Annotated in this window: 23 protein-coding genes and 1 tRNA gene; 11 read left to right on the top strand and 13 right to left on the bottom strand. The window is 44.9% G+C overall.

Going from position 1 to position 24,466, the window contains the following annotated elements:
• Positions 1-300: 300 nt before the first annotated feature.
• The 11 genes from HQ39_RS04530 to HQ39_RS04480 form a co-directional block, all read right to left on the bottom strand.
• Positions 301-768, bottom strand: coding sequence for an ExbD/TolR family protein (locus tag HQ39_RS04530; RefSeq protein WP_036864116.1), 468 nt, complete (start codon positions 766-768; stop codon positions 301-303).
• A gap of 11 nt (positions 769-779) precedes the next feature.
• Positions 780-1,370 carry an ExbD/TolR family protein gene (locus HQ39_RS04525; protein ID WP_152565504.1) on the bottom strand — a complete coding sequence of 197 codons (591 nt, stop codon included), beginning with the start codon at positions 1,368-1,370 and terminating at the stop codon, positions 780-782.
• A 23-nt stretch (positions 1,371-1,393) separates the two neighbouring features.
• On the bottom strand, positions 1,394-1,867 hold the full coding sequence (locus tag HQ39_RS04520) for a hypothetical protein (RefSeq protein ID WP_036864113.1): 474 nt from the start codon (positions 1,865-1,867) through the stop codon (positions 1,394-1,396).
• Positions 1,868-1,881: 14 nt separating this feature from the next.
• Positions 1,882-2,685: a MotA/TolQ/ExbB proton channel family protein gene (locus tag HQ39_RS04515; RefSeq protein ID WP_036791408.1), complete on the bottom strand. Its 804-nt coding sequence runs from the start codon at positions 2,683-2,685 to the stop codon at positions 1,882-1,884.
• A gap of 85 nt (positions 2,686-2,770) precedes the next feature.
• Positions 2,771-2,856, bottom strand: a tRNA-Ser gene (locus tag HQ39_RS04510).
• A gap of 137 nt (positions 2,857-2,993) precedes the next feature.
• Positions 2,994-3,791 (bottom strand): TatD family hydrolase, encoded by a 798-nt coding sequence (locus tag HQ39_RS04505; RefSeq protein ID WP_036864111.1) that lies wholly within the window; start codon positions 3,789-3,791, stop codon positions 2,994-2,996.
• Positions 3,792-4,188: 397 nt separating this feature from the next.
• A complete protein-coding gene (locus tag HQ39_RS04500) occupies positions 4,189-5,172 on the bottom strand; it encodes a polyprenyl synthetase family protein (RefSeq protein WP_036864109.1) in 984 nt (327 codons plus the stop codon).
• A 12-nt stretch (positions 5,173-5,184) separates the two neighbouring features.
• On the bottom strand, positions 5,185-6,645 hold the full coding sequence (gene cls / locus HQ39_RS04495) for a cardiolipin synthase (RefSeq protein WP_036864108.1): 1,461 nt from the start codon (positions 6,643-6,645) through the stop codon (positions 5,185-5,187).
• A 20-nt stretch (positions 6,646-6,665) separates the two neighbouring features.
• Positions 6,666-7,202, bottom strand: coding sequence for an RsmD family RNA methyltransferase (locus HQ39_RS04490; RefSeq protein ID WP_036791416.1), 537 nt, complete (start codon positions 7,200-7,202; stop codon positions 6,666-6,668).
• A gap of 4 nt (positions 7,203-7,206) precedes the next feature.
• The gene (locus tag HQ39_RS04485; protein WP_036864106.1) at positions 7,207-7,995 is read right to left on the bottom strand and encodes a DUF3822 family protein; all 789 of its coding nucleotides are present in this window, start codon (positions 7,993-7,995) and stop codon (positions 7,207-7,209) included.
• A 28-nt stretch (positions 7,996-8,023) separates the two neighbouring features.
• Positions 8,024-8,728 carry a hypothetical protein gene (locus tag HQ39_RS04480; RefSeq protein ID WP_036791422.1) on the bottom strand — a complete coding sequence of 235 codons (705 nt, stop codon included), beginning with the start codon at positions 8,726-8,728 and terminating at the stop codon, positions 8,024-8,026.
• Positions 8,729-8,903: 175 nt separating this feature from the next.
• Here HQ39_RS04480 and HQ39_RS04475 point away from each other — a divergent pair, with 175 nt between their 5' ends.
• A complete protein-coding gene (locus HQ39_RS04475; protein WP_235317640.1) occupies positions 8,904-10,337 on the top strand; it encodes an ATP-dependent RecD-like DNA helicase in 1,434 nt (477 codons plus the stop codon).
• Between the two features lie 1,638 nt (positions 10,338-11,975).
• Here the strand turns inward: HQ39_RS04475 and HQ39_RS04455 are convergent.
• Complete coding sequence (locus tag HQ39_RS04455; RefSeq protein ID WP_036864100.1) at positions 11,976-13,325, bottom strand: OmpA family protein; 1,350 nt, start codon at positions 13,323-13,325, stop codon at positions 11,976-11,978.
• A 624-nt stretch (positions 13,326-13,949) separates the two neighbouring features.
• On the opposite strand from HQ39_RS04455, the gene HQ39_RS04450 reads away from it, so the two are divergent.
• The 7 genes from HQ39_RS04450 (at position 13,950) to gap (ending at position 19,768) form a co-directional block, all read left to right on the top strand.
• Positions 13,950-14,969, top strand: coding sequence for a M23 family metallopeptidase (locus tag HQ39_RS04450; RefSeq protein WP_036864099.1), 1,020 nt, complete (start codon positions 13,950-13,952; stop codon positions 14,967-14,969).
• Positions 14,970-15,125: 156 nt separating this feature from the next.
• On the top strand, positions 15,126-15,710 hold the full coding sequence (locus HQ39_RS04445) for a shikimate kinase (RefSeq protein ID WP_052079440.1): 585 nt from the start codon (positions 15,126-15,128) through the stop codon (positions 15,708-15,710).
• Complete coding sequence (locus HQ39_RS04440; protein WP_036864097.1) at positions 15,711-17,051, top strand: MATE family efflux transporter; 1,341 nt, start codon at positions 15,711-15,713, stop codon at positions 17,049-17,051.
• A 125-nt stretch (positions 17,052-17,176) separates the two neighbouring features.
• Positions 17,177-17,467 (top strand): YtxH domain-containing protein, encoded by a 291-nt coding sequence (locus HQ39_RS09195; RefSeq protein WP_052079439.1) that lies wholly within the window; start codon positions 17,177-17,179, stop codon positions 17,465-17,467.
• A 244-nt stretch (positions 17,468-17,711) separates the two neighbouring features.
• Positions 17,712-18,143 (top strand): phage holin family protein, encoded by a 432-nt coding sequence (locus HQ39_RS04430; protein WP_036791445.1) that lies wholly within the window; start codon positions 17,712-17,714, stop codon positions 18,141-18,143.
• Positions 18,140-18,589, top strand: coding sequence for a hypothetical protein (locus HQ39_RS04425; RefSeq protein WP_036791447.1), 450 nt, complete (start codon positions 18,140-18,142; stop codon positions 18,587-18,589). Before HQ39_RS04430 ends, HQ39_RS04425 begins: the two co-directional genes overlap by 4 nt.
• Before the next feature lie 165 nt (positions 18,590-18,754).
• On the top strand, positions 18,755-19,768 hold the full coding sequence (gene gap, locus HQ39_RS04420; RefSeq protein WP_036791450.1) for a type I glyceraldehyde-3-phosphate dehydrogenase: 1,014 nt from the start codon (positions 18,755-18,757) through the stop codon (positions 19,766-19,768).
• Positions 19,769-19,800: 32 nt separating this feature from the next.
• Here gap and HQ39_RS09520 read toward each other — a convergent pair whose 3' ends face one another.
• Positions 19,801-19,998: a hypothetical protein gene (locus HQ39_RS09520; protein WP_152565502.1), complete on the bottom strand. Its 198-nt coding sequence runs from the start codon at positions 19,996-19,998 to the stop codon at positions 19,801-19,803.
• 991 nt (positions 19,999-20,989) lie between these two features.
• Here HQ39_RS09520 and lpdA point away from each other — a divergent pair.
• From lpdA to HQ39_RS04405, 3 genes are read left to right on the top strand one after another with little or no spacing between them, the layout of a single operon-like run.
• Complete coding sequence (gene lpdA / locus HQ39_RS04415) at positions 20,990-22,342, top strand: dihydrolipoyl dehydrogenase (RefSeq protein ID WP_036864095.1); 1,353 nt, start codon at positions 20,990-20,992, stop codon at positions 22,340-22,342.
• Positions 22,343-22,368: 26 nt separating this feature from the next.
• Positions 22,369-23,139, top strand: coding sequence for a biotin/lipoate A/B protein ligase family protein (locus tag HQ39_RS04410; protein WP_052079438.1), 771 nt, complete (start codon positions 22,369-22,371; stop codon positions 23,137-23,139).
• A 34-nt stretch (positions 23,140-23,173) separates the two neighbouring features.
• Complete coding sequence (locus tag HQ39_RS04405) at positions 23,174-24,466, top strand: dihydrolipoamide acetyltransferase family protein (RefSeq protein ID WP_036864094.1); 1,293 nt, start codon at positions 23,174-23,176, stop codon at positions 24,464-24,466.

The following is a 24,466-nucleotide window of genomic DNA, read 5'->3' as shown; positions in this document are numbered from 1 at the left end:
AATTAACGCGAAAACAAGGCATGAAAACGATCGGGAGGAGAAAAGTTCGGAAATTCGCGATATTTCATAATAGTTTAATATATAGTAGGATAGGAGTTTTTCTGATCGCTGGACATGGACGATAGGTCAAAATCTCTCCTTCTCGGTAGCCGGTTTTGCCGGCTCCATTTTTATATAAAAGCTCCCTCTGGTAAGACCTGCATTTTCTCTCTTTTTCCGAACCTTTTTGGGATAAAAAATAAGAAGGTCTCAAAGGAAATTCCTCTGAGACCTTCTCATCGTTTGTTCTATATTTCAGAACTATTTTGTCTGCTGAACGGTTGCGTAGATAATCTTACGCGCATCAGCCTCTCTTAGCTTTTGTTTTACCTCAGTTACGATACCCATCTTAGTAGACTCGTCTGTTTTCAAGACTGTCGTCATAAGAGCTGCATCCTCTTCGTTCTTTGCTGCTTTTTCTTGAGCAATAAAGTCGAAGATATCATTTGGAGAAGCAAACTCATCATTCAACTGAATTTGAGTTTCAGTACCGTACTTTGCTTGATACATAGACATAGGCTTACCCATGTAGATGTATGTTGCAAGCGACTTCTTCTCCAACTTTGTTATTTCTGTTGCAGCAGGTAGCTTCACCTGAACCATCATAGTTACTTCACGGATAGAAGTTACCATCATGATGAAGAATAGGAATGCAAATACCAAGTCAGGCAATGACGCAGTGTTCAATTCGGGCATTTCTCGCCCGCCACCTTTTAGAAATTTACTCATAACTTAGATATTTATTTTTTCTTGCCTCCGTACTCTTTCGGATTTGCTTCGGAGATTTTTTGTGGATAAAGTTCTACAAGAGCATCAAGCTGTTCCGGAGAAAGCTCTTCAAGTGTCTTGCCCCACTTGTTACGGGCAAAGTCTGCACGCAACTCGTTATAGGCTCTCACAAGAATATTCTGAACAGTGATGTAGTCCGCATACTTTGTGTCCACATTATTAGTTACCGATATCACATGACTCTTGGTTACTTTCATAACGCCAAGCAATGGAATCTCCTTGTCTTCTCTTTCAGGAAGAGTAGGATCATCATTGACGTTAAGGACGAACTCTTTTACCTTTTCTCCCAAACGGCTAAGCTCGATCTCTTCACCGTTACAGAGAACACGTCCGTCTGTGTTCACCAATACTTTAAGCATATTCCTTCTGTTGATGTCCAACTCTATATCTTTTTGATCAGGGGGAAGCGCAGGCGGAAGCGAACGCAAGATCCCTTTATCCGATCCCATAGATGTTGTTACCAGGAAGAATATAAGTAACATGAAAGCGATGTCGGCGGAAGAAGATCCGTTAATTCCGGGAGTTTTTCTTTTTGCCATAATTATTCTGCTTTATATGTTACGTCTTACTTCTTTATGAATAGGTTCTTGATAGCACCAAATAATACTCCGAGGATAGAGAGGCAGATAAGTGCATACGTAGAGTATAGAAGCATATCGGTTCTCTTCAACCAAGTCGGAATGTTATACTGTTGGAAGTCTTGGCTCAAAGGAAGCGGATCTGCACTACCTACTGCATAAGTGATACCCAATAGCGCTGCAAAGAGTACCAATATAACTACTGTGCGTATCGCTTTCTTGGGTGAGTTTTTGAAACTGCTAAAGAACGCTGCTAACCCGAATAGTAGTGTTGCAAGCACGGCAATGATAGCCAACGCGTATGTCCAATACAGCAAAGCTCCGGTATAGACGGGCTCCGGTTTGGCAGCCGCAGGGTCAACAACTCCACCGAAGTAGAATAGCCCCATGACTATCACCGAGATAGCTGCCACTACAAGGAGAGTTATGCTCGATGTTTTTCTTATTTTAGTTACTGCCATGACGGTCTATTATATTATCTCTTAAACTTTAGGTTATACTTCACGATGAAGTCAACAATACGGATAGAAGCATCTTCCATCTTGTTTACAATGCCTTCAAACTTAGAAAGAAGGTAGTTGTAGAATACTTGAAGGATAAGAGCTACTACAAGACCACCGATAGTGGTGATAAGAGCGATCTTCATACCGGAAGCTACAACTGTCGGAGAGATGTCGCCGGCCTTAGCGATGTCATCGAATGCTTGAACCATACCAACCACTGTACCCAAGAATCCAAGAGATGGAGCCATTGCGATGAAGAGTGTGATCCAAGAAAGGTTCTTTTCCAAAAGACCTGCTTGTACACCACCATAAGAAACGATAGAACGTTCTACTACGTCCAAACCTTGGTCGATACGAAGAAGTGCTTGATATGCAATAGATGCAACAGGACCGCGAGTGTCGCGAGCAATATTTTTAGCTGCTTCTACATCTCCTTTATCTAGAGCCGATTCAACCTCTGCAAGGAATTTGTCATTGTTTGTGTCGGCAAGATTGAGATAGATGATTCTTTCCAATACAAATGCCAAACCAAGGATAAGAGTGATGATTACCAATGACATAAATGCAGGACCACCCTCAATGAACTTTGTCTTAAGCTCTTGGTGAAATCCGCCTTCTACCATTTCTGCTTCAAGAGTAGCAGGAGCGGCGTCTTCTGTTGGAGTATCCACAGTTTGAGTGGTTTCCTGTGCTACTTGATCTTGGGCACTTACTACCTGAGGTAGGGCTAGAGTAAAGAAACCCATCAATGCGATACTAGCTAAAAATCTTTTCATTGTGCGTTTGTTTTTAGATTAGAGATTTAAATTATTTGTTGTTTATTCCTTTATTTCACTGTGGGTTTACTCATTCAACCCTTTGCGGAGAGAAAGGGATTCGAACCCTTGATACGTTTTGCGTATACACGCTTTCCAGGCGTGCCTCTTCAGCCACTCGAGCACCTCTCCTTGTTATCTGTGTGATGTCTCACACCATACAGAGTACAAATCTATGTTTTTTAATTGACATACGCACTATTTTGGGCTATTATTTCTTTCACTTCTGAAGAGGAAGTGTTAAACAAGTCCAAATCAAAACAGTGTTGTCAAGTCTCTAAGTTAAATAATTTAACCGAATTGACCAATAATTGTGCGGATACTTCTGCTTCCGGTTTTCGGTATATTATTGATAACTCGCTGATAATCCGATGTAAGTATGAAGGCTCATTTCGTTTGCCTCTGAACGGAACGGGAGAAAGATATGGCGCATCCGTTTCTATTACCACTCTTTCGAGCGGAATGGAGCGAGAGAGAAAGTCGCGCAGGTCGGAGTTTTTGAATGTTACCACTCCGCTTATTCCGACAAAGGCATTGGTCTTGCTGTCTATCCGTTTCAGCTCTCCGGCAGTTCCGGTAAAGCTGTGAAACACACCGGTGCATCTCCCTTCTCCTGCCTCTTTATAAATATCTATGGCGTCTTCCACCGCACTTCGGGTATGGATACTGAGGGGCAGGTTGTACTCCTTAGCCCATTCGATCTGTGTGGCAAACGCTTCCTGTTGATGCTGTTTGAAGGTGGTGTCCCAATAGTAATCGAGCCCCACTTCGCCCACTCCGTAGTAGCGGGACAGGGTTGGAGCTTGAAGCTCTGCCCGGACAAACGCCAGCTCTTCTTTGTAGTTTTCATCCACAGATGTGGGATGAAGCCCCATCATCGGCAGTAAAACTTCCGGGAACAGCCTTACAGACTCTTCGAGTTCGGGGAATGAACTTCTATCTATATTAGGAAGAAGCATCCGGCTGATGCCCGACTGCATCGCTCGCTCTACGACATCCGGAAGATCCTCTTTGAATGCTTCTCCGTAGAGATGCGTGTGTGTATCTATTATGCGAGATGATTGCATTGTTATATCTATGCTTTTGCTGAGTCTTGGTGCAGGGTGTTCATTGGTAATAAGGCTTTTGTTTACTTCTCAAAAGATGAGGCTTTGAGACATCTGCCGAACCTGTTTATTTTTTGCTCTGAACGTTGATGAAAGCTGCACCGAACGGGTTAAAAAGTTGTATTCAAAGTTTGAATCCTGAAAAACAAGTGCTGAATTTTGCAAATCAAAGCCCGATTTCGGGAAATCGAGTCTTGATTGCAAAATTTTTTTATGTTTAAGAGAAGATTTGAACAGGTTAAAAAGAAGATTTGAACCTGTTCAGATCCGGTTTCGGGCTTATGGAGGAAAATGCGTTGTCGTTCTCTCTGTCTCGACGGATTCCCGATGGTGTTCATTCGGAGGCTCTCCAAGAGGATCAGTGATTTCTCTCCGAAAGCGATCGGATCATCTTTATCAATTCATCAAGAGGTGCTCTGTTGGGTACATCAAGCTCTTCGGAGAGAGAGACTGCCTGCTTGGAGAGCCCTTGTATCATGTCTCGGATCAGCTTGTCTACCTCATAACGCACATAAAATTCCCTTACACGCTCTATCCGTTTGCTCTTATCTTCGGTTGCAAGAGCAGCTTCCCATGCTTTGGTTTCTCCTCTCGACTCTGCGATTTTTGCCGTCTGAATCATCAAGAACGTCTTTTTGCGCTCTATGATGTCTCCACCTATCGGCTTGCCAAAGGTCGCTTCGTCTCCGAAAGTATCCAGATAGTCGTCCTGGAGCTGGAAGGCAAGACCGGTGGTTACTCCTATTTGGTAGAGCAGTCGGGTATCTTCTTCGGAGGCTCCGGCGGCTATTGCACCCAAGCCGAGCGCAGCTCCCAGGAGGACAGATGTTTTAAGCCGGATCATCTCCATGTATTCGTCCACGCCTACTTCGGTTGCAGCTCTTTTCTCAAAGTCCATATCGTACTGCTGACCCATGCACACCTCTCTGGCTGTCCGGGAAAACATCTCCTGCAAACGGCGGAAGTCGGATGCTTGAGAGCGAGCTAAGATTTCGTATGCCAATACCAACATGGCATCCCCGGAGAGGATCGCGGTGTTGGCATCCCACTTTTTCCAGACGGTTTGTCTGTGTCTACGTGTGGCGGCATCGTCCATCAGGTCATCGTGCAGGAGGGTAAAGTTGTGAAACACTTCCACTGCAGCTGCCACGGGATAGGCTTCCGTGTCCGGTTTTTTGCCGCCCATCATTTCGTAGGCTTGCAGTACAAGTCTCGGACGGATGCGTTTTCCGGGTACTTCCAGAGTGTATGAGATGGGGAGGAAGAGGGTTTGTGGCTCTTCTTGAGGGATCAGACTTAGCAGATATTTCTCGAAAGGGATTTGGGAAATTGAAGATGTCATAAGTAGTGAATATTATAGTTGTGGGGCAATGAGCCTGCAGACGGAACACCACATCTTTCTGAATATAGAGAGTTGGCTCCATCTGTTTAGAGGCTCTTTATGGGCAGTCTTCATATCTCTCTCTATATCCGCCACGAGAGACGAGGCAAGATCGGAGTTGTATATGATACCTGTTATTTCAAAGTTGTGTTCAAGGCTTCTGGCATCCAGGTTGGCAGACCCGACGATGCATATCTCTTGGTCTATTACCATAATCTTGGAGTGGTTGAAACCCTTTGTGTATCTCATGATTTTGATGCCGGACTTGACCATTTCTTCCGTATAGGAGAGCATCGCAGGAGTAACAAAACGTACATCCGCAATGTCCGGTATAAGGATCTTTACCTCTACGCCGGCAAGAGCCGCTCCTATGAGTGCTCTGTTGAGAGGCTCCGGAGGAAGGAGATATGGCGTTACGATGTGTATGCTTCTCTTTGCCGTCAGAAGTGCTTTTGTCATTACTTGTTGCAAGATGAACCACTGATCGGTGGGAGAAGTGGGGAAGAAGAGAGCCGGAATGCTTGGAACGGAAGCCGATGAGTCCGTTTGTGTTTCTGTGTCGTAGATGCTTTTCGGGAGGAGTCGCCGTGTTGCGATGTACCAGTCTACCATGAAAGCATTCTCCAGAAGCTTTACACCGTCTCCCTCTATCCTGAAATGGGAGTCTTTCCACACGCCCGATTTTGTGCCGTGTATATATCTGTCGGCAACGTTCATTCCCCCGAAATAGCCTGTTTTACCATCTATCACCACTATCTTTCTATGGTTGCGGTAGTTGGCTTTATTGGTTAAGAAGGGGAAGACTACGGGTAAGAACGCTCCCACTTCCACGCCTCCCTGTTTCAATTCTTTCCAAAAAGCTCTTTTGGTTTTAAGGCTTCCGAGGTGGTCGTAAAGGACTCGCACCATGACGCCTTCGGCTGCTTTTGCGATGAGAGCCTCTTTGAGACGATGCCCGATATTGTCATCCACAATGATGTAGTACTGCATATGGATGTGGTGTTTGGCTTCTTTGATGTCCTGCAGAAGTGCTTCGTACTTGTTTTTTGCCTGAGTGAAAAACTTAATATCCGAAATGGTCGTGAGAGGTACACCCAACTGCTTCTCCGGAATAGAGAAGATACTTTTGTAGGAGTCGTTGTCTACTTCTACCTGCGGAGGGAGTTCCCCTCTTCCGGGGTAGTCCATAGACATTATTCTTTGAAAGCGACGGAGCGGAATAAGAGGCTTCCCCCTGAACTCTATCCCAAAAAAGAAGTAGAGAAAAAGACCCACGGGAGGCACGAGTATAAGCACAAGAATCCAGTTTACCGCCTTTAACGGCTGGCGGTTTTGGCTGATGATGACAAGAATGACGCCGAGAACCAGAAAGAAATAGAACAGCTGCCAAAATAGATCCAACGAACTATTCGTATCAAATAAAAAGTAACTCATACGCGCTCTACTCTGTTATTTCATGGGACAAACAGTATGCTGAAATTAACCGACCCGTACACCTTATGGCTGTAAAAGCAGGGATGAGAAGAGAAAGAGATTGTGCCCGGATGCTCTATAATAATGGTACTGCCGCTGTGTACTGTCCCGTGCTTTATCAACAGGTCGGGTATCTCTTCTATATTGTCAAGAGCATAAGGCGGATCGGCAAAGACGATGTCGAAGCTCCCTCTTCTGCTCTCGATGAAGCGGAAAGCATCGGATAATATCGGGCGATACGCAGGGTCTTTCAGGGTATCGGCGAGCTTCTGAAGGAAGAGATAGTGTCGCTTATCCTTTTCGACCGCCACCACGGAGCGGCATCCTCTCGACAGGAATTCCAATCCGATGCTCCCCGTACCTGCAAAGAGATCCAAAACACTCTTTCCATCCCAATCGAAGATATTTTCCAGAACATTGAACAAATTCTCTTTGGCAAAGTCCGTTGTAGGACGAGCTTTGAACCCGGAAGGTACTTCAAAGCGACGTTTGCCATATTTTCCGCGTATTATTCTCATGTTCTTATTGCAGATAAAGGTGGTACATCTCTTCGGGAGAGGTGTATGTCGTGTACTCTTTTATCCTTTCGCCGAAGTAGAGAGAGAGGGTCGGGCTGTCCGCTCCTTCCGCCCAAAGCGTCAGCGAATCGTTATGTGCATTCATTCCCAAGCCTCTCCATATTCGTGCCAGATGGTATATGGCATCTTCTGCACGGGGAGCAATGACACTGTTTCCAAGTAGCAACTTCCCCTGTTCCGCGGCTGCAATGTTGAGACTACCGCCGGAAAAAGCAGCATATGCCACCTTTGAACCTGTCGTCAGAGAGGCTTCCACCGATTGTCGGATAAGCTCCGCAAGGATATGATGATAGCTTGGATTGGAAAAAGAGCGCAGTCCGAGGCTGTAAAGAGGTTCGTCCATGGAGAAGCTCATCGCCATTCCGCCGTTGTGCGGTATGCGTAAGATCAGCTCTTTTTTCTCTTCTGCGTCTTCCGTCAGAGCGTGTTGAGTAAAGCCCAAAGTGCTTTTCTGAGACAACTCTTCCGGCATCAGCATTACCTCTAAAGGCTCCACGAAGATTTTTGTGGAGTGGAAAGGCAGTGAGAGGGGAGTGTGCAGGAACAGCACTTCCTTTACTCGCTCCGAAAGAGAGAGCGATAGCGTGCTTTCGGGAAAAGGAGTGCTGAAAGAGACCAAAAGAGCCGAGCTCTCTTTGTCTCTCGCATAAAAAGAAAGTCCATCCGTTGTGATGCGGATGGACGTATGAAGTTGTTGAGACTTTTGTGGATGTATATCCGCTAACTCTACCATATACCAATGTATGTGATAAGCAATCTCATTAGAATTCTTTTTCCCAGTTTCCTGCGTAGTTGTTGACTTCAACAAGAGAACCAACCTTTAGACCGGGGAACTTTTCCAACTTTTCAGTTCTGTCTTTAAGGTTCTTAAGCTGATGCTTATCGAGGTCTCCCAAGTATACATCGTAGTCCACAGAGGCTTCAAAGATACGGATGTCGAAACCGGAAGCAGTTTTAACACTTGCAGTATCCATTTTGAAGCTGGCGTTTGTTCCCGGAACTATGCCGATGGAAGAGACGTCAAAATTTTCTCCGAAAAGAGCAAGCTTCGCATTTGCCCAAGTGGTATCACGAAGGAAATACTTGTTTTCTCCATACACAAGACCTTTTTCTGTTGCTTCTTTCCAGTTTCCTGTTGCACGAGCTTTGGCTGTGATGGCGGCTGCAGATGCTTCTGTAAGACCGTCTTCACGTTGTTTTTCTGTAAGTTCACCCTCTTTCAAAACAGTAGGAATACGTCCATTGTTCAGGAAGTCTTCCAGCTCCGCAAAATTAGCGGCATGTCTGTTGTATTGTGTCTTAAAAGAGATCTGTGCTGTACGAATGTCTATCAGTCTCTCGATAATAGGTTTCTCACGTTCGGTCTTTTTCTTTTTGAAGTTGATAGGCGTGAGAATACTCATAGCAGACACGTAAGCCAAGCCAACGATGGCGGCTACCAATAAAATTTTGACTATTACTTTCATGCGGCGTGTATATTGTTTATTTTTGTTCTTTCCGAGGAGTCTCTTTTTTTTGACATCCAAAGACAAAAGTAGTAAACTTATTCCAATCCTTAAAGGGTCTTGAATTAAAAAATAGTATCCTATGATTTTGCCTTCCGGTTTTGGCTTCCAATTTAACCATTTTTTTGGACATGAGATGTCTTCTTCTCAAAAAAAGGCTCTTTCCTCACTGCTTTCCTATTTTGAGGATGCACCGGATGGAGCTCTTTTTGTTCTCAAAGGGTATGCGGGGACAGGCAAGTCCAGTCTTGTGGGAGCTCTTTGCAGGACGCTGCTTTTCTACTATAAACCGGTGGTTTTACTGGCTCCGACGGGTCGGGCGGCAAAGGTGCTCGGAGGATATTGCTCTGCATCGGCATACACCATTCACAGGGTTATATACAGGCAGAAAAGGGTTTCGTTTTTGGAAGAAAGGTTTGACAAAGACAGAAACAGCTATCCGGAGGGAACGGTGTTTATCGTAGACGAAGCCTCGATGATAGGGAACGAAGAGGATGTGTCCGGGATGTTCGGATCGGGCAGACTGCTTGAGGATCTTCTGGATTTTGTATTCTCCACATCCGGTTCAAAGGTTGTCTTTATCGGAGATGATGCTCAGCTACCTCCGGTGGGTACTACCATCAGTCCGGCTTTGGATGTCGAGTTTTTGAAGGCTTACTGTTCGGAGATTCATACCGCCGTGCTCACGGATATCGTTCGTCAGGCTGAGCAGAGTGATATTGTCCGTTTGGGCTCACTGCTTAGAGATCATATCTTGCTGTTGCAACAGGAGCTTTCGGCAACGGGAAGCACGGAACACATTCCGCCACTCTCGCCTATACCATTCGTTCCACAGAAAGACGGAGATGTGTCGATACTTAGAGGGGAGGAGCTGCCTGAGGCTTTGGATCGTTCCATGAGGGATCATTCGGTGGACGATGTGGTAGTCGTTACTCGCTCCAATAAGGATGCCGAAGCATTTAATGTAGAGATACGCCGCCGGCAGTTCGACTATGAGACCGCTCTTGTTCAGGGTGAGCGTCTCATGGTGGTGCGGAACAACTACTTCTATTTCCCCGGATGCGAAGAGGAAAAACAGAGACGAACCCCCACCCGATTCTCTGCAAATGGAGAGGTACTTACCGTAAAACGGCTCGGCAAAGTGCGAGAACTCTACAACTTTACCTTTGCAGACGTGACACTCGAAACCGAAACGGAAGAGCAGTTTGAAGCCAAAGTGATCATGGACAGTCTGCTCAATGCTTCTCCCGCACTCTCTCTGGAGCAGCGGCAGGAACTGTTCGATGAAGTGCGGCAAGACTATCCGGAGCTGACCACTAAGGCGCAACTCTATCCGGTGATGCGTCAACACCCCTATCTGAACGCTCTGCAAGTGAAGTATGCCTATGCCATGACGTGTCATAAATCGCAAGGAGGGCAGTGGAAAGATGTCTATGTCTACATCGGTTATCTCACGGAGGAGATGATGTCGCTGGATTTCTATCGCTGGCTCTATACGGCTGTAACGAGAGCTACGGGGCATCTCTACTTTGTCAATCCGAGTAAGCTGCTGTTCGAGATAGAGGAGTAAGTGTTGTCAGACTCGCTTCGTCGGAGAGGAAGATGTGGGGGATAAAATGCTTCTCCGGATTGGGAAAATTTTCCAAAAGAAAAGAGCAGAAATATTGTTCCGGATAGAGGGCGAACGGCTCTCTATTTTTATATATTCCATCCCGAAAAATGCCCACTTTTTTCTTGCTCTCTATTTTGATCGGAGAGGTCATTTTCAGAGCACGACCGAACTGTTAAATTTGGGTCGTTTTATTAACACAAATTCCGATAGCTATTAAGCCAAAACGCTAAACGAGCATATTTTATCGGCTTAACGTGTTTAATTTTTCAACGAACACGTTTACTGATTTCACTTAACACGTTTACCGGATTCGATTAACGTGTTTAGCCAAAATCGTTAAAGTTCTAACAATCAGCTTTCTACGTGTTTTTGCTCTAAAAAGCACCTAAAAAGGCAGATTTCTCCATTAAGAAATATTTACGAGTGTAGGTGTTAAAATTCACACCAATTAACGCGAAAAAGCCCCATGAAATGGACTGAGAAAAATTTTTTCTCAAATTCGGGCTCTTTTGTAATGGCTTATCTTATAGTACGTTATGGCTGGTTGTGGAATTATTTCTGTTTTAAGATCATCTTGGAGTGGCTCAAATCCTCTTCTCTTGGCAGATTCATTTTTATATAAAACATCCTCTGTTCACCCTTTCTATTCTTGTGGGAAAAGTGCTTGCGATGGAAAGGATGAGGGGTTGTTATATGAGTCTTAGTGCCCGGCTGTGAAAGTGTGATATTTTTTGATGCCAAGAGGGAAGAGCCGAGAGGTGTAAAGAGAGGGCTTTTTTGTATTAATCGACCCTGCTTGAGGTGCTATCGAGATATAGGAGAGAGGGAGGCTTTGCTGTTGATAGCAGTATCTTAAAAGATTGGAGGGAATAGACCGGATATTGAGAGGTGCAAGGCCTTGCCACTGCTTACAAAGCTTCACAAGATTGAAAGCGACAGTCCGGGTATCGAGATGTGCGAAACGGCTCTCTTTTTTCATCTCGTCTGGAGATTTTGAGATGGCTTTTCCAAGAAACAGATCTGGTTGGGGCACCATTCTTGGCTTTTAAGAGGAGGCTCAATAATGGTAGTGCAGTGCGCTAAAAGGGGAGATTGCAATGGATTTTTCACAAGTCAATATCTCCCTTAATGTGTTGTGTTTATCACCGGTTTGGGGTTATTTGTTCTGCTCTTCGGTAACATTTTACTCTTTAACAAGGTTGATCTCCATCGGCTGAGGCTTCTCCATTTTTCTTTACGATAATGCTTTCTCCTTTGAGTAGATGCTCTTTTGTCTTGGAGTAATGATTACGCTCTTCTCTCTTTAGCACTGTTTTGTCTTTTAATGGTAGTTTTTGTATGTTGGGTTAAGGGTTGTCTGCTTCTTTTCTCGGTTCTCTCTTGTCTTTATAGTAGTGTTCTCTTTTTTGTTCGATTGCGAAATGCCTATTCTTATTTTCAGTTGTTTCTTATGCTTTAACGGCAGAATTTTTATAAATATGGGAGAACGCGAGTCTGTTCTGTGCGTGTCGGAGGATATATAAAAAAGAGGAACGGCGGTAAGTGAAACCACTTACCGCCGTTCGTTTTATTTACTTAGTCGGGATCGAAGAAGTATTAGTTCTTCACCTCAACTCTTCTTGCCTTGATAGAAAGAGCGTCCTTGCCAGTAAGAACAGGGTCTTTACCTTGACCTGCAGTAGTGATACGAGATACATCTACACCTTGTTTAGCAAGATATGATTTAAGGGCTTCTGCACGGTTGATAGCAAGTTTGTTGTTAAGAGCTTCAGTACCTGTGTGGTCGCAGAAACCTGTGATAACAAATTCTACAGTTGGGTTTTCCTTCAATGTAGATACGATTGTTGCCAATTCGTTCTTGTACTTTCTAACATCGATTCTGTGTGAACCTCTGTTGAAGTGTACTGTTGGAAGGTCAAACTTAACTGCTGCAAGAGCTGCCAAACGAGCTTCTTCTTCTGCCTTTCTGCGAGCAGCTTCTTCTTCAGCTCTCTTACGAGCAGCTTCTTCAGCTTCTGCCTTTTCGCGAGCCAAACGTTCAGCTTCTGCTTTTTCGCGAGCGATGCGCTCAGCTTCAAGACGTTCGTTCACTCTGTCTGTAGCCATCTTCTTGATAGCTGAACCAACAGGAGCGTAAAGGATATTGTCTTCCTTGTTTGTGTTGCCAATCTTGTAAACAACGCCAAGAGCCACTTGACCTACAACACCATAACGAAGTTTAGTACCTGTATTGTCGATACCATCGAAGTTGTTGTTGTTTTGAATCCAAGCAGTACCAGCTTTAAGCATTACGTCTACATGCTTGCTTGCGCGAACACGGAAGTCAAGATCTCCACCAAGAGCTAGAGTGAGGTCGTTCTTGAGATCCGAAGTGTTGAACTTCGCATTGTCGCTAACCTTGTGAAGTGTAGGAGAAAACTTGTAAGCATAAACAGCAGGGCTTAGGATAAGAGCCACCTTGCGGTTTGCACCAGGGGCGAATAGAGGAGCCACGTTGAAGTCAAAGTGCAAACCTCCACCCATGTGTACGATCTTAGAATAAACATCCTTGAAAAGCATAGACTCAGCAGGAGCTTTGCTCATATCGCCATAGAATGTCTGACCGTTAGGCATTACTCTGTATTGCATTTCTTCTTTCTTTGCGCCTGCAGGAGCGTTTCCGTACTGACCTGTAAGGCTAAGACCGAAGAATGGATTGAATTGGTAACCCAATTGCAAGCCACCCATGTAACCAAAGTGGATTTTGTCATGAGCAAGTGTTGCCATATCTCCACCTTGAGTAAATGGTAAACCACCATAGATACCTATACTCCAGTTAGAGTAGTTTTGCTTAATCTCTTTTTTAATCTTTAGAGCTTCTTCCTTAATAAGTTCTTCTTTTGTCTGTGCTTGAGCACCTACTGCTAAAAACAACGGAAGAGCAAGATAAAGTCCAATCTTTCTCATTACTTTGTGATGTTAAAAAGTTATTGTTTGTTTGTTACCTTCTTATCTATTTTTAGGCGATAATATATTCTGTATTTTCCTAACGGATATAGGCAAAATCATTGTCCATCTTAGGTTTGAAAATGCCATACTTTGACGCAAAGATAATAATTACTTCTTAAACTCAGTCTAATGTTATAAAAATAATGCTTTTAGCCTGTTCCTTTTTGTCTTTTTGGGACTATTTCAAGGGTATTCGAGGGTGTCCCGGAGTATTTTTGTCGCTCCGTTCTTTCGGACTGTCGCTTTGTCTGCTCTTGGAGAAACTTTTCGGTGGAGATACTCTCCCATTTATATATTGGTATTTGGAGTGTTAAAGATTGTTTGCTTGTAATCTCTGCTCAATATAGAAATCATTTGTAACGTTTTTACTAATAGTATTTTGGAGTGGTTTATTTTATTTTGGGCGTCCCCTTTTGTCATGTTAAATAATGATTTTTGGAGCGGAATTGTTTGATTCTTTTGCAGTTAAAAGGTATATTTGTCGAAAAAGTAGTGCTTTTGAAGTCGGTTAAAGTAAGGACATGGCTTGGAATGGCTCTGCTTTCGTGATTATAAATAGATGGTTTAACAGCACAAATTTATATGCGACATTTGAATTACCGATGTCTCCTTACAGCCGTGGCATGGCTTTCATTCCATGGACTTGTGTCGGCTCAAGCGCCACCGGGAGGAAATAAGGTTAATCAGGATCCGATAAAATCTATCGAGACTGCCATTCAAAAGCAGATGGGAAAAGATTCTCTCGCAATGGCAGATAACCTTAAAACTAAAGACATTAGAAGAACAAAAGAGCTCAATAAAGCCATAGAGGAATCTATCGCGATGGAGCTAGAGAGAGAGAGACTCGATTTTCCCGCAATGGATATTTACGGTGAAAACTCTTGGCACTCGAAGTCTGTAAATCCAATAATCGGAACGGCCATTACGGCAATTCCCGATACGTACGACATAGATTGTACCCAATTCACTTCTCCTTTAGGAAACGAAAGTATGCGTGTAACTTCACGCTACGGATATCGTAAAAGATACCGCCGTATGCATTACGGAATAGATATTGGTCTCAGTATTGGAGACTCTGTTCGTGTTGCATTCGATGGAAAGGTTCGCATGGTGAACTATGAAAGGAAAGGATACGGACACTACGTTGTGGTAAGACACCCTAATGGCTTGGAAACTGTGTATGGACACCTTTCTCGTGCCATTGTAACGGAAGACCAGGTGGTGAAAGCTGGAGATGTGATAGCTCTTGGAGGCAATACCGGAAGAAGTTCAGGTCCTCACTTGCACTTTGAAACACGTTTCATGGGTGTTCCTATCAATCCGGAGCTTATCATAGACTTCTCAACGGGAATCCCTCATAGTGATGTCTTTACTTTTGTAAAAGGAAGACATAAAGCGGGAGGTAATGCTTTGGCTTCATCTCGAAAGTCTTCGGCATCCTCTACAAGCAAGAATATTGTCGTACACCGAGTGAGAAACGGAGATACTTTATCCGAGATAGCCTCCAGGTACGGCACGTCAGTAAATAAAATTTGTAGGCTTAACGGTATAACGCCAAAAACAACTCTCAAGATTGGTAGAGCGTTGCGTATTACGGCGTAAGTACCTGTTTGAAGCGACATTTGTTATATATAGAGCAATACCATTTAAGTTAACAAGGTTGAGTCTTTACTGAAAAGATTTCTACCTGAAAAGAAGAGCTACGGTTGCAATCTCTAAGATTGCTTAGCTGTAGCTCTTTTTGTGAAGAATAGAGCTATGGCAAAGTATGTTTCGGAAGAGAAAGGATATCAACCACTTCCGCCATTGATCCTTGTCGGATTTATGGCAGTAGGCAAGAGCACATTGGGTCGGGTCTTAGCAGAAAAGCTCTCTTACCGATTCATAGATACGGATCTCCTTTTGGAGAGTCGTTTTCGGACAACCATTTCAGACCTCATAACCTCCCATGGAGAAGCTTATTTCAGAGAGAGAGAATACGCCATCGTGCAGGAAGTGATGGCGCATGAGTGTTCTGTGATAGCGACCGGGGGAGGAGCTCCCTGCTATAAGGACTGCATGAAACAGCTAATGGACAACGGAGTGGTGGTTTATCTGGAGTGTCCTTTGGATATTCTTTCTGCTCGACTATACCGTTATCGTCATACCCGACCCGCTGTGGCATCTAAAACTGCCGAGGAGATTGCTCTGTTTGTGAAGGACAAACTTGCACTTCGAGAGCCTGTCTATCTTCGGGCAAAGTATCGGGTGGATGTCGGCAAGCTGGAAACGGCAGAAGAGGTTCAGGAATGTGCCGATCGGATATTGGAGTTGTATCACCGGGAGATTGCGAATAGAGAGTAGATGGCATCCGTAAAGCATATTCTGAAAATAGCATCCCCCGTATTTGTATCCCTCATTGCGCAAAATATTGTAGGGATAACCGATACTGCATTTATGGGGCGAATAGGCGAAGTGGCTATGGGTGGATCCGCCATGGCAGTCATGGCATATTATTGCGTATTCACTTTGGGCTTCGGACTTGGAGCCGGAACACAGATTTTGGTATCCAAGCGATTCGGAGAAGGTCGGCGGGACGAGATAGGAAGAGTATTCGGACAAAGCTCCCTTTTGCTTCTTATTGCTGCTCAGCTTTCCTTCTTTATCTGTTACATCTTTGGGGAGTCCATGTTTTATGCGCTCCTTAAAAGTCCGGACATTGCAGACGTTGCCACCGAATATTGGCAGTGGCGCATTTGGGGCTTTGTCCTTGCTTTTCAGTCCACCACCTATCGTGCATTTTACATAGGTATAGGGAAAACGAAAGTGCTTACCTATAATGCCTTCATCATGGCAGTGGTAAACATCGTGCTCGATTACGTCCTTATCTTCGGACACTTTGGTGCTCCGGCATTGGGTGTAAAGGGGGCTGCTTTGGCAAGTGTCATCGCTGAGGGCTCATCTCTGCTGTTTTACTATTTCTATTCAAGGCTGAGCGGTCATACGGGGGAGTATTCTCTCCACTACACCGCCATACGTCTGAACATAAAGCTGATCCGGCAGATTTTCAGACTATCCTTTTATCTCATGTTGCAAGGACTCGTCAGCCTCATGGTCTGGGCGGTTTTCTTCATCTTCATAGAGAAGTTGGGAGAGCGAGCATTGGCTGTTGCGGCTGTCGCAAGGAGTATCTACATCTTCCTGTATATACCGATAAGTTCATATTCTACCGCTGTCCACACCATCGTGGGGCAGACCATCGGACGGAAAGAGGAGGATAAAGTTCCGGGTCAGGTCTTCAAGATTGCAAGGCTTTCCCTGCTTACGATGAGTGTGTTTGTCGTCATCATCAACCTCTTTCCGCATATCGTCACGGAGATCTTTACGGACGATCTCTCTCTTATCGCGGATGCAGTCCCGACCCTAAGAGTGATTACCATAGCACTGCTCGGCAGTTCCGTTGCCAATATGTTCTTTGCCGCCGTCTCCGCTACGGGTGCAACCAAGAAAGCGATGCAGATAGAGATGGCAACCATCCTTATCTATCTCGGGATGGCCTGGGTATTGACCTACTACTTGAATGCTCCGGTTCACTGGTGTTTTACCGTAGAGGTCGTATACTATATTATAATAGGAGTCTTCAGTTCGCTTTTTATTATACGGGAGAGGTGGAGACACCCAAAATGGCGAATGTTTCTGGAATAGCATTTGTCTGCTTTCGTAGAATTTCTTAACCCGAAACTTTTTTGTATATTTGTAATGAGGGGATGTGGAGAACTCTTCTCAGATGAGAAAGTAATGTTATTAACTAACTTAAATACTACATTAGCATGAAAGGCAATGGTGGAATGAAATTCCTTATCGGTTTTGCAATTGGAGCAGCAGTAGGTGCTGCCGCTGCATATTTTTCTGATGAAAAGAAACGTAATGACTTTATAGATGATGTATCCGACTTTTCAGACTCTGTAAAGAGTGGAGTAAAGGATGCTTATTACGGAGCTCGCATAAGAGGAAGAAAGGCTTCTCGTGATCTTCAACGCTACTTGGCAGATGTGAAGGACTCTGCGGAAGGGATGTATGAAGAGGTAAAGGACAAGGCTCTCCGTGCTATGAAGTCTTAACTTCCGGCATATACGGAAGATATTTTCAGATCCGGCAAATTTCGGATCGTCGGGTAGGTCTTCAATGATCTGCGTTATGTGTGGCTTTGAGATGAGGTGTGGTCATCGTGTCGTTGCGGAGAGCGTGCGAGCTCTACGCTCGTCTTGGTGGGGCAGATCTTCTCAAAGCCATATTTTTTAGGCTTGTGCTTCTCCTGGAGCAGGGGGCAGGTCTTCAGTTATAAATTTGTCCAGTTATACAGAAATGCAAAAAACATTCTTACAGATTATAGAGGAAACAAAAGAGGACTTCTTGGCTCTGATCTTTTCTCGCATAGAGCTTATGAAGCTGTCGGCTGTGGAGAAAGGAGTACCTGTGGGTGTCATTGCCGTTTACGCCACTATCGTGCTCACACTTCTCCTTGTGTCCACCACGCTTTATCTGGCTGCGGCCTCTTTTGCACTGAGTCTGCTCTTCACGGAGCTTTATGCCGAGCTGCTCAAAGCACTTTCTCTTGGCTTCACCATCTCAGGTACGATATTCCTCATACCGGCTCTTTACATGGCTTTTCGGTGGAGACACTACACGGATAGATATTCCGAGAAGTATATCCATGTCGTTCTGGATCATTTGGATGAGCAGAATGCCCAAGATGCCATCAAGGATGCCATAGAGGAGAAAGGAGGTAAGGCATGAACCGTAGCCGTCCGATACAAGTCTCTTCCGCAGAAAGGCTGCGAATCAAAAGAGGATTTTACAAGAATGAAATTCGTTCTGCCGAGATGCGTCTCCAGAATAATATAGGCTATCTTTCCCAAAACATCGGATGGATGCTCTTTGAAGAGCTCAAAGGAGTAGTAGCCGAGAGAGTCCCGGGAGGTGGCAAGCTGCTCGGCTTCCTTGGATTGTTCGACCGTTCGAGAGAGAAAACCAGCATACGGACCATAGATCCCGATGCCCGGCAAGAGGAGCAGCAACAACCCTCTGCACTCTCTTCGCTTCTTTCCGGAGTGGTCAGCAGCCCGATGCTAAGTGCTATCCTTCCTCTGGCAGCCGGTTACATACAGGGTCGGGCTTTCAATCTGGGATTGAAAGCCGTACGCAAAATTCTTTCTCTTCCTTTTGGTCGCAAAAAGAAGTAGTTCAAGCAGATATTGGAGACCATAGAGAGAGTATGGATTGGAAAAATATTCATATATTTGTATTGCCTTAGACGAGAGACTCCAATAGTGGGTCTCCGTTATTGTAATGCAGATATATGAGGTTTTAATAGATTTTTTTACATTCAAAAAATACGATAACTGAAAATGATTAAAGTAGGTATTAACGGTTTTGGCCGTATCGGACGTTTCGTTTTCCGTGCTGCTCAAAAAAGAACAGACATTCAAGTTGTAGCTATCAATGACCTTATGCCGGTAGATTACTTGGCATATATGTTGAAATACGATACTATGCACGGAACATTTGAAGGAACAATAGACTTCAACATGGATAAGAACATTCTTATCGTGAATGGTAAGGAGGTTCGCATAACAGCGGAACGCGATCCTAAAGACCTTAGATGGGCAGAAGTGGGAGCAGATTATGTAGTAGAATCTACCGGTCTTTTCCTAAGCAAAGATAAGGCACAAGGACACATTGATGCAGGTGCAAAGTATGTAGTGATGTCGGCTCCTTCAAAGGACGATACTCCTATGTTCGTTTGCGGAGTAAATCATAAAGAGTATGTGAAAGGTACTCAGTTTGTATCCAATGCTTCTTGTACAACCAACTGTTTGGCTCCGGTGGCAAAGGTTCTCAACGATAAGTTTGGTATCGTAGATGGTCTCATGACCACAGTACACTCTGTTACTGCAACACAAAAGACCGTTGATGGTCCGTCTCTAAAGGACTGGCGTGGTGGTCGTGCTGCTACCGGCAACATCATCCCATCATCTACAGGAGCTGCAAAGGCAGTAGGTAAGGTAATCCCTGCACTCAATGGCAAGCTTACCGGAATGTCTTTCCGTGTACCTACACTCGATGTTTCCGTAGTGGATCTTACTGTAAACCTCGCAAAGCCTGCGAAGTACGATGAGATCTGCAAGGCTATGAAAGAGGCTTCTGAGGGCGAACTCAAGGGCATCCTTGGCTATACAGACGAAGAAGTGGTATCTTCAGACTTCCTTGGAGACGTTCGCAGCTCTATCTTCGATGCTAAAGCGGGTATCGCTCTAACAGATACATTCGTTAAGATTGTTTCCTGGTACGATAACGAGATCGGTTATTCTAACAGAGTACTCGACCTTATCGCACACATGGCAACAGTAAACGCAAAATAAAAAGATGTCGAGACGACATTGATGCTTTGATTTTAATCATAAATTAGAGAAGGGGCTGTGCCGGCATTTGTTTGGCATAGCCCCTTTTCGCATACATTAAAATGCGTAGAGTTCAAGGCGATAGGGGTGAGGCTCGACAGAGCATACCGGAGTACCTGACCGATGCCGAATATCGCAAGCAACGCAGTGATCTGTACCTTATAATACTCTATGTTTTTCTCTCTATTCATCATGACACCCCTTCCGGATGCTCTCCAAAGTGTCGCCGGTGCATTTGAGCCAGAAGCGCTTCCTTATGGTCTGCTTCTCTTTTCTTTTTCTTCCCCGAAAGGTGTCGGATTCATGGGATAAAAATGTTATTCTCTCGGCTCCGACAGCCCTTGTTTTTGACCCGTTTTTGGGGGATGTTTTATATAAAAACAGAGCGGTAAGATTCTCTCTCCATGCCGATGATTTTCTCTTCTGTTTTGTATCATTTCAAATCCGTGAGTCTTTAATTCGTTTGTTATCAGACGAGTATGAGAAATCGCGAATTTGGAGAAAATTTTTTCTCAGTCCGTTTCATCGGGCTTTTTCACGTTAATAGGAGTGAATTTTAACACTTATCTCTGTGAACGTTTCCTAATAAAGAAATTCGCCTTTTCAGCTGCATTTTGGGGTAAAAATGTGTAGGTGGTTGATTATTAGTATTTTAATGGTTTTGGCTAAACACTTTAATTGAATTCGGTAAACGTATTAAATGAAATCGGTAAACGTGTTCATTGAAAAATTAAACACGTTAAGCCGAAAGAATATGCTCGTTTAGCGTTTTGGATGAACAAGTATCGGAATTTGTGTTAATAAATCGGGCTGATTTAACAAATTCGGACCCCTCTGAAAACAACCCCTCCGATCAAAGTAGAGAGCAGGGAAAAAGAGAGCATTTTTCGAGATGGAATATATAAAAACAGAGCTTGAAAATGGGGTTAAAAAGCAGCAAAATCTCTCCCGATACATTTTTGTCGGTTCTCTTTTTCTTGTATAAGATGTTTTGTTGATGGGCTTTTCCGTTATGGAAATATATAAATAATACTTGATTATAGTTAGATAAACCATTTTCTTCTCCGTTTTTAAGTGGAATGATATACTCAATAATGGTTAGATCTACCTCTATATCAAATATTTGTTGTACTTTTAGAGAGAAAAAGGAGAAAAGTATAACGAATAAATCTTATATAATAAATGAACTTTGACATAGCAATAATTGGTGGTGGTCCTGCCGGTTACAATGCCGCTGCGAAGGCTTCCGCCGGAGGTCTCAAGACCGTACTCTTTGAGAAGAGTGAGCTTGGAGGCGTTTGCCTTAACGAGGGTTGCATCCCGACCAAAACACTTCTCTACTCCGCAAAGACACTGGAAAGCGCAAAGTCTGCTCTCAAGTACGGCATCAAGATAGACGGAGAAATCTCTTTCGATTATAAGCGAATCATCGCTCGTAAAAACAAGGTCGTGAAGAAGCTTACAGCCGGTGTGACGTTCAAGATGAGCTCTTCGGGCGTTGAGGTTGTAAAGGAGTTGGCTACCATTGCAGGGGAGTCGGGCGATGAGTTTATCATCAAAAGCGAAAGCGGACAGGAGTATCACGCAAAGTATCTGTTGCTTTGTACGGGTTCGGATACCTTTATCCCTCCCATTCCGGGCTTGGATGGCGTGGAGTATTGGACCAGCAGAGAGGCTCTCGAGTCCAAAGAACAGCCTCGTTCTATCGTGATCATCGGTGGCGGTGTCATCGGTATGGAGTTCGCTTCATTCTTCAACAGCATGGGTTCCGAAGTGTCTGTCGTGGAGATGATGCCTGAGATACTTGGAGCGATGGACAAGGAGACTTCGGCAATGCTGCGCGACGAGTATGCCAAGAGAGGAGTTAAATTCCACTTGAATACGAAAGTCGTCGAAGTGTTTGATGGCGGTGTCAAAGTAGAAAAAGATGGAGAGACTTTCACCATAGAGGGCGAAAAGATTCTTGTAAGCGTGGGACGCAAAGCCCGTTTGCAAGGCTTCGGTCTCGAAAATATACCGGTGGAGACCAACCGTGGCGGTGTTGCCGTGAACGAGTATATGCAGACCTCTCATCCGAGAGTCTATGCCGCCGGAGATGTTACAGGCTTCTCTCTGTTGGCACACACTGCCATACGCGAGGGAGAAGTGGCAATAGGACATATCCTCGGAGAGAATGTTCCGATGTCCTACAAGGCTATTCCGGGCGTTGTATATACCAATCCCGAAATCGTCGGAGTGGGCAAGACCGAAGAGGAGCTTCGTGAGAGCGGAACCTATTTCCGTGTATTGAAGCTGCCTATGGCTTATTCCGGTCGCTTTGTGGCAGAAAACGAGACCGGAAACGGACTTTGCAAGGTGTTGGTAGACGAGAATGAGACCATACTCGGATGCCATATGCTTGGTAACCCGGCATCGGAAATCATCTTCGGTATGGGCATTGCCATCGAAAACGGAGAGACTCTCTCTTCTCTCGGAAAGCATGTCTATCCGCACCCGACCGTTGCCGAGATTATCCACGAAGTGCTGCACGACTAAGATAAGAGGAGTCAGATCGCACACGGATGCCTCACAAGTTTTCCCGTTTTCAGTTTGCACTGCTGCGCGGATCAGAGCCGTCGCTCATTCTTGCTCTGGAAGAGTGGTTGGTGAAGCATTCGGAGATCGACATCATACTTCTTTGGCAGACTCACCCTTCTGTTGTGCTCGGAAAGTATCAGAGCGTAGAGAGGGAGACTCGAAAGGCTATCCTCGATAGCCGAGGGGTGAGTCTGTACAGAAGATTTACGGGAGGTGGAGCGGTTTTTACCGACGAAGGCAATGTGAACATCAGCGTTATAGGGTCGTGCGAGACCTTTACCTTTGATGACGCGGTGCTCCTTCAGCTCTCTTTTTTGCACCGTCTCGGCGTGGATGCCAAGGCAGATAACAGAAGAAGTCTGTTTATCGAAGACCGTAAAATATCGGGCTCGGCGCAGGCTGTATATAAGCAGAGGCAGATTTTTCATGCTACTCTTCTAGTCGAGACAGACCTTTGCAAGCTGGAAGAGATGCTTCGCCCTGAAAACACAAGCACGGAAAGCGATCCGCACCCAAGTGTCCGGAGTCATCGCTCTCCCGTCACAAATATATATACCAACTCCGGAAAAAGCTATACGATAACGGAGGTTGAAACACAGTACCGGGTGTTCTTGTCGGATCTTGGCTGTAAAGAGACAGACCTGAGCACTCTGTTAAAAAAATCCGACCTGCTGGCACTCGAAAGAGAAAAGTATCAAGACCGCTCTTGGGTCATGTTCGGGACAAAAGATCAAAGCAGAACCAAAAACAGATAAGCAAATTATATTAACACTCAAAACTCAATTTATTATGTCTCTATTTGATATAAAAATGCCCAAGTTGGGCGAAAGTATCACAGAGGGTACTATTCTCACTTGGAATGTGAAAGTGGGCGACACCGTGGAGGAAGACGATATCCTCTTTGAGGTGAACACTGCAAAAGTAAGTGCCGAAATCCCTTCTCCCGTAGCCGGAGTAGTAAAAGAAATTCTTCATATAGAGGGCGATACCGTGGCAGTAGGTAATATCGTGGCACGTATAGACCTTTCGGGCGAAGCCGTAGTAGGAGAAGAGAGCAAAGCTGCCGCTCCTGCAGAAGAGGCAAAGTCCGCATCTTCTCAGCCCGAAAGCCTGAAAGCCGAAAAGCCTGCCAAGAAGAGCGGAGATCGTTGGTACTCTCCCGTTGTGCTTCAAAAGGCAAAAGAGGGTAAGGTATCTGCCGAAGAGCTGGACGCTATTCAGGGAACAGGATTCGAAGGCAGAGTGTCCAAGCATGATATCATTGCCTTCATAGAGAAGAAGAAAGGCGCACCGGCTCCTTCTCTTACCAAGCCCGCAACTCCTGCCGCTCCTGTTGCCGCCGCTCCGCAAAAGGCAGCACCATCTGTTCCGGTAGTGGCAGGCCCGGAAGATACCGTTATCCCTATGGATCCTGTACGTCGTATCATTGCGGACAGAATGACCGAATCCAAGCACATATCTCCGCACGTTACCAACGTTATAGAGGTCGATGTTACCAACCTGGTACGTTGGAGAGACAGAGAGAAAGAGGCATTCAAGAAGAGAGAAGGTATCAGCCTTACATTTATGGCACCTATACTCGAAGCTACAGCCAAGGCTTTGAAAGACTATCCGCGTGTCAACTCTTCCGTGGATGGCTATAACATCATCGAACGTAAGTCTATCAACATCGGTATGGCAGTATCTCTTCCGGACGGAAACCTTATCGTGCCGGTGATTAAGAATGCAGACCGTATGAGCATCTCCGGCTTGGCGAACGAAGTGTCTGCTTTGGCAAACAAAGCGAGAGCCAATAAGCTCGGAATGGATGAGATTCAAGGTGGAACATTTACCATTTCCAACTTCGGATCTTTCAAGAGTCTTTTCGGAACGCCAATCATTAACCAACCCGAAGTAGCCATACTCGGCGTGGGAACGATAGAGAAGAAACCTTCCATTTTGGAGACTCCGGACGGTCCGGTAATGGCAATCAGAGACAAGATGTACCTTGCTCTCTCTTACGATCATAGAGTAATAGACGGTATGCTCGGAGGTAATTTCCTTTACCGCATAGGGCAATACCTTGAAGAGTGGAACGCATAA

Origin of the sequence: Porphyromonas sp. COT-108 OH2963 (genome assembly GCF_000768895.1) — a bacterium.
In the GTDB taxonomy this organism is placed as follows: Bacteria; Bacteroidota; Bacteroidia; order Bacteroidales; family Porphyromonadaceae; genus Porphyromonas_A; species Porphyromonas_A canoris.
The sequence above is the reverse complement of the archived record's forward strand: the minus strand, read 5'-3'. Positions and strand labels throughout refer to the sequence as shown.